We start from the raw sequence: 16,405 nt of genomic DNA, 5'->3' as shown, positions 1-16,405 counted from the left end.
TTTTTTTATGTAACTTTTTAAAATAACAATACTTACTATAAATAATTAACTAACTTGATTTTAAATAATAAATAACTATAATAATATTATGAGTTAATATGGTATAATGGATTTAATTATCCCTTCAAGGAGGACTTTTATATGGATGTTAATAGTTATTTATTAGACAAAATATTAATAATTCCAGCTATTTTATTAGCTTTTACCTTTCATGAATATGCACATGCAATTGTAGCTGTTAAGCTTGGAGATGATACTCCTAAATATCAAGGGAGGCTCACTCTAAACCCTTTTGCACATGTAGATATTGTAGGGTTTATTATGATTTTACTTGTTGGCTTTGGTTGGGCAAAGCCTGTAGAAACAAATCCACAGGTGTTTAAAAACTATTTTAAGGATGATTTAAAAGTATCTTTAGCAGGACCACTAGCTAACTTAGTAATTGCTTTTTTGGCAGTGATAGCCTTAGTATTATTTAGCAAGCTTAGTTTAGCTAATGAAAACCTATATAATATTATATCAACAATAATTTATCTAACTGCTTGGTTAAATTGTCTATGGTTTTTTCTGAACTTAATACCAGTACCTGGATTTGATGGATTCAGAATAATAAATGATTTGTTTCCAAAAGGTTTATATAAGTTTTCAACTATGCTTTACAGATATCAAATGATAATTTTTATTATTTTAATACTTCCATTAATAGGTGGATACTCTATTTTAGACTTTTTAGTTGGAGTACCTGGAAATGCTTTATTTGGATTTTTAGTTAAAATAATTACATCAATAATATAAACAAGAGGAGTAGAAACTTTATGCGTTTAAGAAAAAAACATTGGGCAAGACCTGAAATGGAAGCAAGCCATATTGTTATAACTGACCAATATAATCATATGGGAAAGTGGAATGAAAACTTTGAAAACAATAATGAGATACACTTAGAGTTAGGTTGTGGCATGGGAGGACATATAGCGCAGCGCTCGAAGCAAAATCATGAGATCAATTATGTAGGTATAGATTTAAAGGATGAAGTTCTAGTTAATGCTTTAAGAAAAGTTAAAAAACTTAGAGCAGAGGAGAAACTTCAAGATAAGGATATTAACGTAAGACTAATGCCGTTAAATATAATGCTTATTGATAATGTTTTTGCAAAGGATGAAATCTCTAAAATATATATTAATTTCTGTAACCCTTGGCCCAAGGAAAGACATAATAAAAGAAGATTAACTCACACAAAATTTTTAGAACAATATAAAAAGTTTTTAAAACTAGGCGGTGAAATTTGGTTTAAAACTGATGATACTGGTTTATTTGAGGATTCTATCAATTACTTTAAAGAAAGTGGTTTTGAAATAAACTTTTTAACCTATAACCTTCACTCTAGTGGCTTCGAGAATAATGTGGTTACTGAATATGAGGCTAAATTTACTTCTATGGGAATGAAAACTATGTTCTTAGTTGCAAAGTTAGTTGTCCCCAACAAATAATCTCTTGAAAATCAAAAAATAGTCTTGAATATATAAATAAAGTTTTGAACAGAAATATCCACGTTCGAGCCATATATTGGTTTTAACGTGGATTATTTTTATTTCAAACATATCTCCGTACAACCTCCCAAGCCTCTTTCCAAAGCATAAACCAGAGCTTCCGCTACTACATCTCTCCCAGTGTATCAGTCAAAGATAGAGAAGAAGATAGGTTTAAAATAGACAGAATTATTATGAAATCTCACTGGCTACGCCATCTTTGGGAGAACAAAGTCCGATAGGACGCATGAGAAAAAGTAGGAATAAAAGAAGAGAATTGGGGAATCAATATGAGGAAAATAGTAGGATGAAAGATAGAGTTTTGATAGAAGATTGATAGGAATTTAGAGAGGAAAAGTAGAAATTATGATTGGTTTTTAAAGACTTTTTTTATATAAAATTAGCGGTTTGAGAGATTTAATATGAGAATTTTAGTAGATTTTTTTCAAAACTTTATTTATAATGGAAGAAAAATGGAGACGGAAGAATGAGGGTTTGAAGGCTGTTGTATGGTAGATGGTTTTCAAAACAATTTTTATAGTGTACAGTTAGTTGTGTCAGATTAAAATTACTTAAAATTAAAGCATTTAAAATACCTATTAGAGAGCGTGCAATCTAATAGGTATTTTTATTCTCAATATTAGACCTGTGGAAAAATAAATATTAATCAATTGTCATGAGACAATATAAAGTGATCTAGATAATTATGAAGTTTTGTTTGTAGGAAAGCAAAGGTACCTTTTGATTTGTATATGACTACTTTGGTTACTTTTAAATTTTTAGGAGGGAATAAAGTGAGTAATCATCTAAAAAACATAGTATGTCGTAATGAAATTAAGAGTAACTTAAAGATTCATGTAACAAGTATCTTTCTATTATATTGTATAGAAATCTCTCTTTCGGCAAAAAATAATTTTCATGAAAGGAGAGATGAAGATGACAGAATTAAATAAGCAACATAAAGAAAATCAAGGAATGCAAAAGGGTGAGAGAAGGCAAAGGCTTCATAAAAATCAGAATAATAGAGGAGACGAGAAAATAAAACCACATTATGATGAATTAGATGGAAATCCTAATAAATAGGTGTTCAGAATTAGAAGAATTAAGATATGACTTAGCTTGATCTAACAATTAAATAGTTATATAAAAGAAAAATCCCCTTAAAGTTTATATACTTTAAGGGGAACTTTTATTTTATTATGACTTTTTTAAAAACAATAACAAAAACAAGAACAAATACAGAAACTAGTGCAATGGTTCCACCAGGAGCACAGTTAATATAATAAGACAAAATTAAGCCAGTGATGATGTCAATAAATCCAAATAGTAATGATAGTAATAAAGTGTCCTTAAAACCTCTATTAAGCTGCAAAGCAGCTGCAACTGGAAGTGCTATCATTGAGGACATTACTAAAATACCCATAATACGTATGGAAACAGAAATAGTTGCTCCAACTAATAGAGCAAAAATATAATTAATTAGTTTAACATTTATTCCTGCAACCTTGGCACCTTCTTCATCAAAAGTTATATAAATTAGCTTGTGATATAGGGTTGATAGCAATATTATAGAAAGTATGCTAAGAATAAGCATAGTAACTAAATCATTTTTAGTCACGGTAAGAATACTTCCAAATAAAAAAGTATTAACATTTCCACCAGTTTTTCCAGTACTGATAAGTGTAATACCAACACCAATACTAAAGGTCAAGATTATTGAAAGAATAAGTTCTGCATATTTTTTATAATAATCTCTTAAGTATTCTATTAAAACACCACATATACTTGTAAAAATAAAGGAAGATACTATTGGATTAAACCCAAAAACTAAGCCAATAGCAACTCCTGCAAAAGATGAATGAGCTAAAGTGTCACCCATCATGGAATAGCGTTTAAGAACTAAAAAAACTCCAACTAAGGGGCAAAGTATAGATATAAAAACTCCTGCTAAAAAAGCATTTTGCATAAATTCATATTGAAACATTTGCAACCTCCAACTTAAATTATATGATGGTTATTTAAATACTCATCTAAGGGATAGAGCGTACCACTACCATTTTCCATACTTAAAATATGAGAAGAATTTTTAATGGCAGTATCTAAATTATGCTCTATGGAAATCACAGTAATGCCATGATTTTTATTCAAATGTGTGATGATATTATAAATTTCCTTCATACTTTTATTATCTACACCTGTAGAGGGTTCATCTAATATAAGTATATCCCTATCACCAATCAATGCTTTAGCAATAAAAACCTTTTGTTGTTGGCCACCAGATAAGTTTCCAATAAGGCTATTAGTGTAATCTAACATCCCCACAGATTTTAATGCATCTGTAATGCAGGTTTTATCTTTAAGCTTTAAAATTTTTCTGTGAGTATTTAAAACTTCATAGACTGTAATGGGAAATTGTGAATTAAAATTATCTAATTTTTGTGGAACATATCCAATACTAGATGACTTTATATTAATAGAGCCATTTATAGGCTTTAGTATTCCAACCATAAGTTTAATTAATGTAGTTTTAGCACTACCGTTCTCACCAATAACTGATACATAACTACCTGTTGGAAGAGTAAAGTATAGATTATTAATAAGATAAGGTTTTGCATTATTATAAGAAAAAGAAATGTTATTCACTTCAATCATACAAGTACTCCTTTCATGTATATTACAATAATGTCCAAATAAAACAAATTTATTAAGTAAGTTATCTAGATAATGAATAAATTATACATTATTTGATAATAGTTACTTAATGATTATATAATAAAAATATAAGATATTGCAAATGATTTGCATTAATTTCTTAAAATATATTTACATTATAAGTAAAAGAAATTATAATAGTACTAGATGCAAATTAATTGCAATAAAGGAGTGTATTTATGAAAAAAAGGACATTGATATCTATAGTAGCTATAATGGTTATGACAACCTTTATAGGTTGTAGCAATAATAACGTGGTAAAAACAAGTAATGATTCAGGAAAAGTAAAGGTAGTAACCTCATTCTATGGAATGAAGTCGCTTGTAGATGAAATAGGAAAAGATAAAGTAGAAATTTATAATGTGGTACCAGAAGGTTCAGAGCCACATGATTTTGAGCCAAAAGCTAAAGATATGGTAAATATAGAACAGGGAGATATTTTTGTTATAAACGGAGCTGGAATGGAGAGCTGGAGTAATAAGGTTCTTAAGTCTATAAAAAATTCTAACCTTCAACTTGTAGATGCATCAAAGGGTGTGGAACTATTAAAAGCTGAAGAACATAGAGAAGAAAAAGAAGAAGAAAATGAGGATGAACATGGGGAATATGACCCACATACTTGGCTAGGGATAGAATCTTCTAAAGTCCAAGGAAAGAACATAATGGAGGCTTTAGTAAAGGTAGATCCAGATAATAAAAGCTACTATGAAGAAAACTATAAAGCTTTTGAAGCTTCGATGAATGATATATTGAATACTTATAAGCAAAAGTTCGAGGAACTTACTAATAAAAGTTTTGTTACAGGCCATGCAACTTTTGGGTATCTTTGTAAAGATTTAGGTTTAGAGCAAAACAGTATAGAAGATGTTTTTGCAGAAGGGGAACCTTCTCCTAAGAAGTTAGAAGAACTTGTAAGTTATGTAAAGAAGAATAATGTTAAAGTGATTTTTACAGAGGCTCTAGTAAGTCCTGAAATTTCTGAAACTTTGGCAAGAGAAGTAAAGGGCAAAACTGAGAAAATATACACTCTTCATAGCAATGAGGAAAATAAAACTTTTGTAGAAGCTATGAAATACAATGTAGAAACTATATATAATAGTTTAAAGTAAACTTACTATAAAAAAATATATTAATCTAGTAAGTAAAGAAAGTTTTTATTGCAAAATAAAGACTTTCTTTTATTTTTCATAAGATTTTATTTACATTGGCGTAACAATATAACAAATTTCAATGGAAATATCCTTTGGTTTTCAGTTTAAAAAGTTATTATTGAGTTTTAATAAAAATAAAAGTAATATAGGATATGAGATAATAGGGTGGTGATAATTAATGGATATTTATTTATTAAGACATGGAAAGTCTCAGCAAAACGAAAAAAACACTTATTATGGCTCAATAGACTGTAGTTTAAATGAGGAAGGAATATCTCAAGCATATAAGGTGAAGGAGAACTTGAAGAGTATAGCATTTGATTGTGTTTATGTAAGTCCTGCAAAAAGAACTAAGGAAACTTTGGATATAATCAATCCTTTAAGGGATTTAAAGGTTCAAGAGGATAAGAGGCTTATGGAAGTTGATTTTGGTGATTTTGAAGGGAAAAATTACAGTGAGCTTTTAAGACAGTACCCAACAGAATGTGAAATATGGAAAGACAACTGGAAAGAGTTTGCTCCTCCAAATGGCGAAAGTTACACTCAGTTATACAAAAGGATTAGTAGCTTTATGAGTGATCTTTTAGAAAAAAAGTATGATAATGTTTTAATAGTTTCACACAGTGGAGCAATGAGAGCTATATATAGTTATGTTCTTGGCGGTAACTTAGATTTGTTTTGGGGCTTTGGGTGCAAAAACTGTGACTTAGCAATAATTAAATATGAGTATGGAAATTTATATATTGATTCTATTACTCATTGTTAAAATATAGGAGGATTTATAATGAACAAAATTACTTTAGTAACAGGCGGAAGTAGAAGTGGTAAAAGTACCTTTGCTGAAAGTCTTTTTAAAGATACGGATGATGTACTATATATTGCAACAGCAATAATTACAGATGAAGAAATGAGAGATAGAATAAATAAACATATAAATTCAAGAAATAATAAATGGACAACTTATGAAGGGTTTCAAGATTTGGAAAAAGTTATAAAGGATACAAAGCATAATAATGTACTTTTAGATTGTGTTACTATAATGGTAACCAACCTAATGTTTGAAAAAAATCTGGATTTTGATAATATGACTATGGAAGAAGTAGATGAACTTCAGAACAAAATAAAGATTCAATTTACAAATTTAATTAAAGCTACAAGAGAAGAAAAAAAGAATTTAGTCATGGTTACTAATGAGGTCGGAAGTGGGCTTGTTCCAGAATATAAATTAGGTAGAATTTATAGGGATATTGCAGGATTTACAAATCAACATATAGCAAAGTTGTGTGATGAAGTGTATTTTACTGCCTGTGGATTACCATTAAAGTTAAAATAGAAAAATGAGGAATAGATTATGAAAAATATAGTTAACAATTTTTTATTGTACATACAATTTTTTACCCGTATACCAATAAACAAAGGATTAAATTGTGAAGATAAGAACTTCATTGAAGGAACTCCATTTTTTCCTATCATAGGACTGATTATTGGGGGATTTCAGTATGCAGTATACTATGGATTATCTACTAAATTAAATTCTTTAACCCTTGCAATAATTACAGTGTTTATTTCCATTATCATCACTGGAGCTCTTCATTTAGATGGATTTGGAGATTGTGCTGACGGCTTTTTTTCCTTTAAGGGAGGCAAGGAAAAAATCATTGAAATAATGAAAGATAGCAGAGTGGGAGCTTTTGGTTGTATTGCTATTGTATTCAATATACTTTTAAAGGTATCCTTGATAAACAGTACAATTAATACTGCACCACTACTTATAATAACAGCTCCTATCATTGGAAGATTTTCTATTGTGTTCTTATCCTACATAGGCAAAAGTGCAAAACCACAAGGAACTGGTAATTTATTTATTGGTAAGGTTAAAGGTATAAACTTTATATACACCCTGCTTATTACTGTGGCATTAACCTATATGTTTATAGGCCACATAGCTATATTACTAATAATAACATCAATAATAGTTACTTATTTATTTAATAAATTTTGTGAGAAAAAGATTGAAGGTTTAAGTGGAGATACCTTAGGTGCAAATAATGAGATAGTGGAAATCTTTACACTTATTATGTATTTTGTTATTACCAATTAGAGTGAACTCAAGTAACGTATAAATTAGACTTTCTTTTATAATTCAGTTATTGGCATGGTATTATTTCCATGATTAAAGAGAGCAAGGTTAATATGTTAATCATAACAATGTTCTAACCAAAGGAGGAAACAAATGAGTAAAAAAGTTAGTTTTTGTATGTGTAACGAAGGTTATGAAAAATTAATTGAGAAAGTTAAGGAAATTCATGGAGATTTTGTTATTACAGAAAACAAGTGTATTGGTGTATGCAATTTATGTGGGTATAAATACATTGTTAGAGTTGATGGAAAGTTAATTGAAAGTGAAAATATAGAGGAAGCTTATGATTTAGTGAAAGCTGAGTTAGTTAGCTAGTCTTAAACTTTTTAAATCTATTTGGTGAAAAGCTACATTTTTGTAGCTTTTTTTCTTTGTTAAGATTTATTATAAAGATCTGTAATAATGTATAAAGGAAAGATTATTTAACACCTTAGAATAAATTAATAAAATTTATTCATAATAAAAATAAAGAAATGTTATCAAAATTGATATATCACTATTGATAATGTGCTCACTAGTGATATATAATAAAATTATAGTTAAACTAGGAGGGATTATATTGCAAAAAATAGCTTTGGTAACAGATAGTGCAAGTGATATTACAAAGGAACTAAAAGAAAGATATAATGTAAGGGTATTACCTTTTAGAATTATATATAAAGATAGAGAATATAGTGATGGAGTAGATATAACTCCAAAATATGTGTATGATACTTTAGAGACTGAAGCACCTACTTCTTCTCTTCCAGCAATGAAAGATATAGAGAATATGTATGAGGAACTTAAAAGTGAAGGTTATACTCATGCTATAATTGTTACTCTATCCTCAGGATTATCAGGAGTTCACAACGCAATTTCCTTAGCTAGCGAAAATCATCCTGAAATTAAATCCTTCGTTTATGATAGTAAGGCAATTTCCTATGCAGAAGCCTTGCCAATAGTTGAAGCAGCTAAGATGATTGAAAAAGGTATGAGTTTTGAAGAAATAGTTAAGGAAATTCCAAGAGTTACTGAAAAAACAGAATTATTCTTTGTAGTTGGTACTTTAGAATACTTAAAAAGAGGCGGAAGAATAGGTAGGGTATCAGGTACAATTGCTGAACTTTTAAATATTAAGCCTATTATATCTGTTGATAAAAATGGAGTATATTATACTTACGACAAAGTTAGAGGAAGAAAACAATCTATTAATAGAATGTTAGAAATAGCAAAAGAAAAATTATCTAAGAAAAAGTATGACATTCATATAATACATGGAGAAGCAGAGGAAGAATCCCAAAAGGTAGCTGAACAACTTAAAACTCTAACAAATGTTAATAGCGTAACTTTTCATGGGTACCTGAGTCCGGTTTCAGGAGTTCATTCAGGACCAGGACTTATAGGAGTAATTTTCTACGAGGTAGAATAATAATATGGGTCATCATCATATTAAAGATATAAAAGAAGAAGAACGCCAATTATATGAGGAATATAAGAAAAAACTCAATGAGCTCAGAAAAGTTGAAAAAGAAAATGAGGCTGTGGGGCAAGTTTTTACAAAAGGGTTACTTCCTATTTATGTTTTGTATATTTTAAGTTTAGGACCTACAAATGGAAATGATATATCGCATAAAGTTGGAGATAGAACACATGGATATTGGCTTCCAAGTACTGGAGGAATTTATCCCTTACTAAAAAAATTGGAAAAACAAGGACATGTAGAAGGTAGTTGGGATGATTCAAAGAAAAAAGCCCAAAAAATTTATAGGTTAACTGAATCAGGGCTAGAAGAGCTTACACAAAAGAAAATTTTGCTTAGAAGTAAGATAGAAGAAGCCTTAGAAGTGTTTAAAATAATTTATAAAGATTTATATGAAGAATAGTAAAGATGATTTTTGAATTACTTAAAAATAATTCAAGAATCATCTTTTTTATTATATATATACATATGATATTTATAATGAACATGGTTTTAATCTTTCGTATAAGGAACTTATTGAATATAGATGAAGATATATAACTAAAAACTTACTGAATTTATTAATGTTTTTTCAAGATTTAAATCTATGAAAATATTTTTCGAGACACGAAATATTTTTCCAGGTAGAAGAATAAAATATTAAAGTGTATAATTATTTATAAAATATTACAGTTTTTTCATGGAATAAAAAAGGGGGGGAATCTATGGGAAAATTAAATTCGCTTCTTAAGTATGCTAAGAAATATAAGAAGAGGTACTTTGTTGGTATTGTATTTCTTATAATTGTAGACTTTATACAATTAGCACCACCAAAGATTTTAGGGTATCTTACAGATAGCTTAGCACAAGGTACTGCAACAAAGTGGAAGATAACCGTGGCTGTGGTTAGCATTTTATTAATAGCAGCCATAATGGCAACCTGTAGGTTTATGTGGAGAATTTATATTAATGGTACTGCCAGATATGTAGAATATGACATAAGAAGTAAGTTTTTTAAACATCTTCAATCTCTTTCTACTAACTACTACAATAAAAATAAGACTGGGGATTTAATGGCTCTGGCAACTAATGATTTAAATGCAGTTAGAATGGCTTTAGGGCAAGGTGTTATTATGTTTTGTGATGCTGTTGTACTAACAATTGCAACCTTAATAATAATGCTAAGCATTAACACTAAGCTTACTTTAATTTCTTTAATACCACTACCTTTTGTTGCAATTATTTCAAGGAGATTTGGCAGGAGTATTCATAAGAAATTCACAAGAGTGCAAAGTTGTTTCTCAAAGCTTACTGATGTAGTTCAAGAGAATTTTTCTGGAATTAGAATTGTAAAATCTTTTGTGCAAGAAGAAAAAGAGTATGAAAAGTTTCTAGAGGAAAATCAAAATAACCTTAATGCTAATATGGACTTTATAAGAGTCTGGGGAATTTTTTCGCCCTTAATTGAGTTAATTGCTTCTTTAAGTTTTGTGATTTTGATAGCAATAGGAGGAAGGTTTGTTATTCTAGGTAATATTTCTTTAGGGGAATTTATTACTTTCAATATGTACTTAGGAAATCTTGTATGGCCAATGATGGCAATGGGTTGGGTAATAAATAATTTACAAAGAGGATATGCATCTTTAGAAAGAATTGAAGAAGTATTAAACACTCAACCAGAAATCCTTGATAAATATGTAGATAAAATTGAATCACTTAATGGGGATATTGTTATAAAAGATTTAACGTTTGCTTATCCTGATACGGACTTAGCAGCATTAAAGGATATAAATATCACTATAAAAAAAGGAGAAACTTTAGGTATTGTAGGACGTACAGGTAGTAGTAAGACTACATTAATAAATTTACTACTAAGGCTTTATAATGTAGAAAATGGCAAAATACTCATTAACGGAAAAGATATAAACAAGATACCATTAGATACTCTAAGACATAATATAGGATTTGTATCACAGGATCCATTTCTTTTCTCCACAACCTTAGCTGAAAATATAAACCTTGCATACAATGAACTTAATATGGATAAGGTTATTGAGGCAACTAGAAATGCAGATGTTTATGATAATATAATGGATTTTCCAGAGGGGTTTGATACCATGGTAGGTGAAAGAGGTGTAACACTCTCAGGAGGACAAAAACAAAGAGCATCAATAGCAAGGGCGCTAATAAAAAACCCAGATATTTTAATATTAGATGATTGTCTATCAGCTGTAGATGCTAAGACAGAAGTTAAAATTTTAGATAATTTAAAGAAAATCATGAAGGATAAAACTTCCATAATAATTTCTCATAGAATATCAGCTGTAAAGGAAGCAAATCAAATTATTGTTTTAGAACAAGGAAAAATAGCTCAAAAGGGTACCCATGAACAATTGAAAAATCAAGAGGGGATCTATAGAGAAATTTATGAAAAGCAGCAAATTGAACAAGCAATTATGGCTGAAGGGGAGGTGTAAATTATGGAGAACTTAAACTATGAAGAAGAAAGTTTAGGAAAGCAATATGATTCCAAGCTTATGAAGAGACTTTTAAAGTTTGCAAATCCATATAAAGGACTAATCTTTATTGTTGCTGCATTAATGCTAGTGGTCATATGCCTTGATTTGCTAATGCCTTATATAATAAAAAATGTTATAGATAATAACATTAATTGGAGTAAAGCAACCTATACAATTACAGAAACAGAAAAGGATAACTCTGTAAAGTTAGGTGAAAAGTTTGTTGTTAGAGGAGAACTATTAGAAGGTAAAAAAGGAACTATAGTTTATAATTCTAATAATGAACCCTATGTTGTAGAAGGAACTCTAAAAGAAAACACACCTCTAACTATTGAAAATAATAAAGTAACTCAAGAGGAAAATGAATATACAGCATATAAGATAACTAAGGATGACTTAGTTATTCTAAGAGGTGAAGATTTAAAATCAATAAACAGAAGTGCCATCTATGTTTTAGCAATTTGTATTGCTATGTTTATTTTTAACTACACTCAAATTTTTATCCTCCAATATACTGGACAAAAAATTGTTTATAACATTAGAGCCACTATATTCAAACATGTGGAAAGTCTTTCACTATCATTCTTCGATAAGAATCCCGTAGGAAGATTAGTTACAAGAGTTACTAATGATGTAGAAACTTTAAATGAAATGTATACTTCAGTTTTAGTATATTTATTTAAGGATATATTTTTGCTAGTGGGAATAGTAATTGCCATGTTCATATTGGATGTGAAGCTGGCAATAGTATCTATAATTACATTACCAGTAGTAATAGGCTTGACTATGGTGTTTAGAAAATATGATAGAGAAGCTTATCGGAAAGTTAGAAGTAGGCTCTCCAAAATAAATTCATCTCTTTCAGAGAATATAACGGGAATGAAAACTGTTCAAATTTATGGAGTGGAAGATAAAAAGTTTAGAGAGTTTGATAATATAAACAATTCCTACTCTCAAGCTGCTATGGAACAAATTAAAGTTTTTGCAATTTTTAGACCTTTAATGGATATGGTTTACCAACTAGCTCTTGCTATTTTAATTTGGGTAGGCGGTAGAGAAGTTTTAGGAATGGATATAAATCTTGGAGTGCTATATGCGTTTATAAGCTATATTCAAAAGTTTTTCCAACCTATTTTTGACCTTTCTGAAAAGTTTGATATTTTGCAATCTTCAATGGCTTCCTCAGAAAGAATCTTTATGTTACTTGATAATGATACCATGATTAAGGATGCTAAAAACCCTATTGAACTAAGCAGATTAACAGGGAATATTGAATTTAAAAATGTGTGGTTTGCTTATAATAGCGATGAGTGGGTTCTTAGAGATGTAAGCTTTAAGATAAACTCAGGAGAAACTATAGCCTTTGTAGGAGCTACAGGAGCAGGAAAAACTTCAATTATTAGTTTAATAAGTAGGTTATATGATATTCAAAGGGGAGAAATATTAATAGATGGTATAAATATAAAGCATATGAAACAAGAAGATTTAAGAAGAAATCTTGCCACAGTATTGCAGGATGTATTTCTTTTTACTGGAGACATAAAAGGAAATGTGAGATTAAATAATGAAAACATTACAGATGCTGATGTAGTAAAAGCTTGTGAGCATGTAAATGCGAATGTATTTATAGAGAAACTTCCTGAAAAATATGATTCACCAGTTAATGAAAGAGGGTCAACTTTTTCCCAAGGAGAAAGACAGCTTATAGCTTTTGCTAGAGCATTGGCTTTTAACCCACCAATACTTGTTTTAGACGAGGCTACAGCTAATATTGATACAGAAACAGAAAGCTTAATTCAAGATGCCTTAAATAAGTTAACTAATGGAAGAACTACTATAATAGTGGCTCACAGATTATCAACCATAAGAAATGCTGATAAGATAATTGTCCTTCATAAGGGTAAAATTAGAGAAATGGGTAATCATGAAGAACTACTTAATAAAAATGGACTTTATAGTAACCTTTATAAGTTGCAATATGAAGGTCAATAAAAAATGCGGTTGTGAATTTTTCACAACTGCTTTTTATTTTAGTGTATAAACTTACTTTTATAGATTTATTTATATACTTTAAATTTCTAGAGGTTTTTAATCTTTTATTAAGGCTAATTAACTTACATTTTAAATGGCTTTAGTAATGCGGTAGGTTTTTGACGCAATAAAAAATGCTAGCATAATAATGCTAGCAAACTAAGTTATTTATGGGGGAAACACTCAAACTATAATTAGATTGAATGTGTAATCGCAATAATTTATTAAACCTTTAGATAACTAATACCATCAAGTGGAATTAGTACCTGAGGAGAAGGTTCGTCTCCTACTAATCCTATAGCATATACAGTATAATATTTATCTGATCTTAACCTGATATTAGGAATATATAAAATAGCAATTTCAGTGCCTGCTAGCCTTACTTCTAAAGTGTATCTTCCAATTGGAACTTCAATGTAATTTTCTAAATCTTTAAACTGCACGTCCTTATATAAAATAGTTCCATTAGGAAGAGCTATATCTACTGATGGTGCATTAGAAATTAAATGAGCAACTCTAACCTTAGCTTTACCTGCAGTGGTATTGGTAAGCGGTTTTTCTACTGCTGGGAATAAGGAAAGGTCATTGTTTGTATCTCTTATAGCAGCAACGGTAATTACATTTTGAGGAGGTACAAACAAGTCAGTTTCCAATAAGGGATCTGCTTTATCACCAGTAGTATATATTTTAACATTATATGTTCCGCTTGGAAGTTTAACATAATCTGTGAATTCTCTATAATTAAACTTTCTAACTAATAAATTATCGTTAACATAAACATCTACTGTAGGAGCTTTTGGAGCTGCATGTAACAACCTAACATAAGAGATCATATTTTCATTTTGAATATTGCTGATAGTTTTTGTGTTGTTATTTTGCATCATATTATTATTAGCCATGGTGCTGTTGTCTTTAACTATATCATCACTTCTAAAATAACCATTAGGTGGATAATACATTTTTTACCTCACAATTGAATGTTTCTAAAATTAATATATGGAAAAGTTAAAAAATGGTGATACATAAAGTAAAAAATTTATAAATTTATTTTATAATAAATTTCGACACAATAAAAGCATTTAAATATATGCTTTTATTGTGTCGAAACTTTCTTTAACCAGCGATTTAAAATCAGTTAAATAAGAACTCTAAATTTTTGGAAAAGTTAATAACTGATTTAAGGGAACAATAAAAACTATCTACAATTATAGGGTTTAGAACATATCTTTTCTTCTCAAATATATTATGACAACTATTGTTATAAATAACACTATAGAGGTTACAGCACCAAAACCAATTAGTGAGTTAGAAAAAGGAACACCACCAACATTCATACCGAAAAGTCCAGAAACAAGAGTTGGTATAGCTAGGACAATGGTTACTGAAGTTAAATTCTTCATAACTAAGTTTTGGTTATTTGATATTATTGAAGCAAAGGCATCCATAGTACCACTTAATACGTCTGCGTAAATATTACACATCTCTATAGATTGTCTGTTTTCAATTATAACATCTTCTAAAATATCTTTATCTTCATCATATTTTTGGAGAACCTCAAGCTTGAGAAGTTTTTCTAGGGTTATTTCATTTGATTTTAAGGACGTAGAAAAATAAACCAAAGACTTTTGTAGAGCTAAAAGCTGAATAATTTCTCTGTTTTTCAAAGACTTATAAACAGTTTTTTCTATTAATAAACTTTTTTTATTTATTTGTCTTAAGTACAATAAATAGTAGTTTGAAATTCTGGACAAAATTTGAAGCATAAATCTAATTTTCTTAAAGGTAAAAAAAGATGAAATTTTATTATTTATAAAATCAGTTAATATTTTGCTATTTTTTAAGCATACAGTAATTATCACATTTTTAGCATTAATTATTGCTAATGGATATGTATCATAGGTCAGAGAATTTGCATCTATATCAGTAAAGGGTATGTCTAAAATAACTAATGTACAATCATCTTCTATTTCTATTCGGGAGCCTTCCTCTTCATCTAAAGCAGCACGTAAAAAATCATTGGGTATATTTAACTTCTGAGATAAAAGCAAGGTTTCTTCATCAGATGGTGAAACCAAGTTTATCCATGAACCTGGCTCTATATCATCAATATTACACAAATTTCCTAATACATCACTTTTATAAATGGAAATCATTTTATCACCTCCATATCTTAGGCTAATAAATATTAACCATATTGTCAATAATATTTGACAATATGCAATTAATTAATCATAATAGTAGTGTTAAGTTATTAAATTTATACATAAGTTATTATTATTGCATAGTTTATAAAAATATGTAAGTATATTATCACTGGAGGTTTTTATGGGGTTAGGTGATCTTTTATTAGTTGCACTAGCAGTATCTTTAGATGCTTTTGGAGTAGCTCTTTGTATTGGCTTAAATGACAAGGCCACTAAAGGACAAAAATTATTATTTGGAATATCTTTTGGATTTTTTCAATTTTTGTTTTCGTTGTTAGGAGGATTAGGGGGAAAATTCTTCACAGAAAAAGTTGCATCAGTACCTTCAGTAATAGGAGGCATTATTATTGCCATTGTAGGCATCATGATGATAAAGGAAGGACTTGAAAATAAAGGTGAATGTCCTATACTCCACCCTAAAATGTATCTTGTTTTAGGAATATCTGTAAGTATAGATGCAATTGTTGTTGGTTTTATAACTTTATCTAATATAGCAGCAGTTTATACTTTAATTTCATACACTTTACTCATAGGAGCGATTACTCTAGTAATGTGTATAATTGCTTTCATAATTTCTAAATATTTAAGCAAAATAGAATTAGTAGGTAAATATGCTGACTACATTGGAGGAGTTATTTTAATATTATTTGGACTAAAGATGATATTTTTTTAAGAAAGGATGAA

The 16,405-nt window shown here is 29.2% G+C and carries 18 protein-coding genes; 14 read left to right on the top strand and 4 right to left on the bottom strand.

The genetic code is table 11. The features are described 5' to 3' along the window. Positions 1-141: 141 nt before the first annotated feature. The 4 genes from B3040_RS15600 (at position 142) to B3040_RS15585 (ending at position 2,609) form a co-directional block, all read left to right on the top strand. A complete protein-coding gene (locus B3040_RS15600; protein ID WP_291575156.1) occupies positions 142-795 on the top strand; it encodes a site-2 protease family protein in 654 nt (217 codons plus the stop codon). A gap of 20 nt (positions 796-815) precedes the next feature. Then, positions 816-1,487: a tRNA (guanosine(46)-N7)-methyltransferase TrmB gene (gene trmB, locus B3040_RS15595; RefSeq protein ID WP_291575154.1), complete on the top strand. Its 672-nt coding sequence runs from the start codon at positions 816-818 to the stop codon at positions 1,485-1,487. An 833-nt stretch (positions 1,488-2,320) separates the two neighbouring features. Then, the gene (locus B3040_RS15590) at positions 2,321-2,479 is read left to right on the top strand and encodes a hypothetical protein (protein ID WP_291575152.1); all 159 of its coding nucleotides are present in this window, start codon (positions 2,321-2,323) and stop codon (positions 2,477-2,479) included. Beyond that, on the top strand, positions 2,463-2,609 hold the full coding sequence (locus B3040_RS15585; protein WP_291575150.1) for a clostri-philic family protein: 147 nt from the start codon (positions 2,463-2,465) through the stop codon (positions 2,607-2,609). The genes B3040_RS15590 and B3040_RS15585 overlap by 17 nt, the downstream gene beginning before the upstream one ends. 106 nt (positions 2,610-2,715) lie before the next feature. Here the strand turns inward: B3040_RS15585 and B3040_RS15580 are convergent, their stop codons facing one another. Beyond that, on the bottom strand, positions 2,716-3,510 hold the full coding sequence (locus B3040_RS15580) for a metal ABC transporter permease (RefSeq protein ID WP_291575148.1): 795 nt from the start codon (positions 3,508-3,510) through the stop codon (positions 2,716-2,718). 14 nt (positions 3,511-3,524) lie between these two features. Then, positions 3,525-4,178 carry a metal ABC transporter ATP-binding protein gene (locus B3040_RS15575; protein WP_291575142.1) on the bottom strand — a complete coding sequence of 218 codons (654 nt, stop codon included), beginning with the start codon at positions 4,176-4,178 and terminating at the stop codon, positions 3,525-3,527. A 239-nt stretch (positions 4,179-4,417) separates the two neighbouring features. On the opposite strand from B3040_RS15575, the gene B3040_RS15570 reads away from it, so the two are divergent. The 9 genes from B3040_RS15570 (at position 4,418) to B3040_RS15530 (ending at position 13,478) form a co-directional block, all read left to right on the top strand. Beyond that, positions 4,418-5,347 carry a metal ABC transporter solute-binding protein, Zn/Mn family gene (locus tag B3040_RS15570; protein WP_291575140.1) on the top strand — a complete coding sequence of 310 codons (930 nt, stop codon included), beginning with the start codon at positions 4,418-4,420 and terminating at the stop codon, positions 5,345-5,347. A gap of 220 nt (positions 5,348-5,567) precedes the next feature. Continuing rightward, entirely contained in the window at positions 5,568-6,155 is a 588-nt protein-coding gene (gene cobC, locus B3040_RS15565; RefSeq protein ID WP_291575138.1) for an alpha-ribazole phosphatase, read from the top strand. A gap of 18 nt (positions 6,156-6,173) precedes the next feature. Next, positions 6,174-6,722, top strand: a complete 549-nt coding sequence (gene cobU / locus B3040_RS15560) for a bifunctional adenosylcobinamide kinase/adenosylcobinamide-phosphate guanylyltransferase (RefSeq protein ID WP_291575136.1) — start codon at positions 6,174-6,176, stop codon at positions 6,720-6,722. Positions 6,723-6,740: 18 nt separating this feature from the next. Beyond that, a complete protein-coding gene (gene cobS / locus B3040_RS15555; protein ID WP_291575130.1) occupies positions 6,741-7,490 on the top strand; it encodes an adenosylcobinamide-GDP ribazoletransferase in 750 nt (249 codons plus the stop codon). Positions 7,491-7,622: 132 nt separating this feature from the next. Continuing rightward, positions 7,623-7,844, top strand: a complete 222-nt coding sequence (locus tag B3040_RS15550; protein ID WP_291575127.1) for a DUF1450 domain-containing protein — start codon at positions 7,623-7,625, stop codon at positions 7,842-7,844. 244 nt (positions 7,845-8,088) lie between these two features. Further along, a complete protein-coding gene (locus tag B3040_RS15545; RefSeq protein ID WP_291575125.1) occupies positions 8,089-8,937 on the top strand; it encodes a DegV family protein in 849 nt (282 codons plus the stop codon). A gap of 4 nt (positions 8,938-8,941) precedes the next feature. Continuing rightward, entirely contained in the window at positions 8,942-9,391 is a 450-nt protein-coding gene (locus B3040_RS15540) for a PadR family transcriptional regulator (RefSeq protein WP_291575123.1), read from the top strand. A gap of 301 nt (positions 9,392-9,692) precedes the next feature. Beyond that, positions 9,693-11,444 (top strand): ABC transporter ATP-binding protein, encoded by a 1,752-nt coding sequence (locus B3040_RS15535; RefSeq protein ID WP_291575117.1) that lies wholly within the window; start codon positions 9,693-9,695, stop codon positions 11,442-11,444. A 3-nt stretch (positions 11,445-11,447) separates the two neighbouring features. Further along, complete coding sequence (locus tag B3040_RS15530) at positions 11,448-13,478, top strand: ABC transporter ATP-binding protein (protein WP_291575113.1); 2,031 nt, start codon at positions 11,448-11,450, stop codon at positions 13,476-13,478. A 263-nt stretch (positions 13,479-13,741) separates the two neighbouring features. Here B3040_RS15530 and B3040_RS15525 read toward each other — a convergent pair whose 3' ends face one another. Both B3040_RS15525 and B3040_RS15520 read right to left on the bottom strand, forming a co-directional pair. Continuing rightward, positions 13,742-14,476 carry a DUF4397 domain-containing protein gene (locus B3040_RS15525; RefSeq protein WP_291575111.1) on the bottom strand — a complete coding sequence of 245 codons (735 nt, stop codon included), beginning with the start codon at positions 14,474-14,476 and terminating at the stop codon, positions 13,742-13,744. A 255-nt stretch (positions 14,477-14,731) separates the two neighbouring features. Continuing rightward, positions 14,732-15,670, bottom strand: coding sequence for a magnesium transporter CorA family protein (locus tag B3040_RS15520; protein ID WP_291575109.1), 939 nt, complete (start codon positions 15,668-15,670; stop codon positions 14,732-14,734). Between the two features lie 172 nt (positions 15,671-15,842). On the opposite strand from B3040_RS15520, the gene B3040_RS15515 reads away from it, so the two are divergent. Beyond that, positions 15,843-16,394 (top strand): manganese efflux pump, encoded by a 552-nt coding sequence (locus tag B3040_RS15515; RefSeq protein WP_291575107.1) that lies wholly within the window; start codon positions 15,843-15,845, stop codon positions 16,392-16,394. Positions 16,395-16,405: the final 11 nt, after the last annotated feature.

It is taken from the genome of Clostridium sp. UBA4548 (genome assembly GCF_002387895.1).
Classification (GTDB): domain Bacteria; phylum Bacillota; class Clostridia; order Clostridiales; family Clostridiaceae; genus Clostridium_J.
Note: the sequence above shows the minus strand (reverse complement) of the source record. Positions and strands in the feature narration are given on the sequence as shown.

Coding starts and splice junctions, on each gene's coding strand:
- B3040_RS15600 (WP_291575156.1), top strand. CDS start 142: ATGGATGTTAATAGTTATTTATTAGACAAAATATTAATAATTCCAGCT.
- trmB (WP_291575154.1), top strand. CDS start 816: ATGCGTTTAAGAAAAAAACATTGGGCAAGACCTGAAATGGAAGCAAGC.
- B3040_RS15585 (WP_291575150.1), top strand. CDS start 2,463: ATGACAGAATTAAATAAGCAACATAAAGAAAATCAAGGAATGCAAAAG.
- B3040_RS15580 (WP_291575148.1), bottom strand. CDS start 3,510: ATGTTTCAATATGAATTTATGCAAAATGCTTTTTTAGCAGGAGTTTTT.
- B3040_RS15575 (WP_291575142.1), bottom strand. CDS start 4,178: ATGATTGAAGTGAATAACATTTCTTTTTCTTATAATAATGCAAAACCT.
- B3040_RS15570 (WP_291575140.1), top strand. CDS start 4,418: ATGAAAAAAAGGACATTGATATCTATAGTAGCTATAATGGTTATGACA.
- cobC (WP_291575138.1), top strand. CDS start 5,568: ATGGATATTTATTTATTAAGACATGGAAAGTCTCAGCAAAACGAAAAA.
- cobU (WP_291575136.1), top strand. CDS start 6,174: ATGAACAAAATTACTTTAGTAACAGGCGGAAGTAGAAGTGGTAAAAGT.
- cobS (WP_291575130.1), top strand. CDS start 6,741: ATGAAAAATATAGTTAACAATTTTTTATTGTACATACAATTTTTTACC.
- B3040_RS15550 (WP_291575127.1), top strand. CDS start 7,623: ATGAGTAAAAAAGTTAGTTTTTGTATGTGTAACGAAGGTTATGAAAAA.
- B3040_RS15540 (WP_291575123.1), top strand. CDS start 8,942: ATGGGTCATCATCATATTAAAGATATAAAAGAAGAAGAACGCCAATTA.
- B3040_RS15535 (WP_291575117.1), top strand. CDS start 9,693: ATGGGAAAATTAAATTCGCTTCTTAAGTATGCTAAGAAATATAAGAAG.
- B3040_RS15530 (WP_291575113.1), top strand. CDS start 11,448: ATGGAGAACTTAAACTATGAAGAAGAAAGTTTAGGAAAGCAATATGAT.
- B3040_RS15525 (WP_291575111.1), bottom strand. CDS start 14,476: ATGTATTATCCACCTAATGGTTATTTTAGAAGTGATGATATAGTTAAA.
- B3040_RS15520 (WP_291575109.1), bottom strand. CDS start 15,670: ATGATTTCCATTTATAAAAGTGATGTATTAGGAAATTTGTGTAATATT.
- B3040_RS15515 (WP_291575107.1), top strand. CDS start 15,843: ATGGGGTTAGGTGATCTTTTATTAGTTGCACTAGCAGTATCTTTAGAT.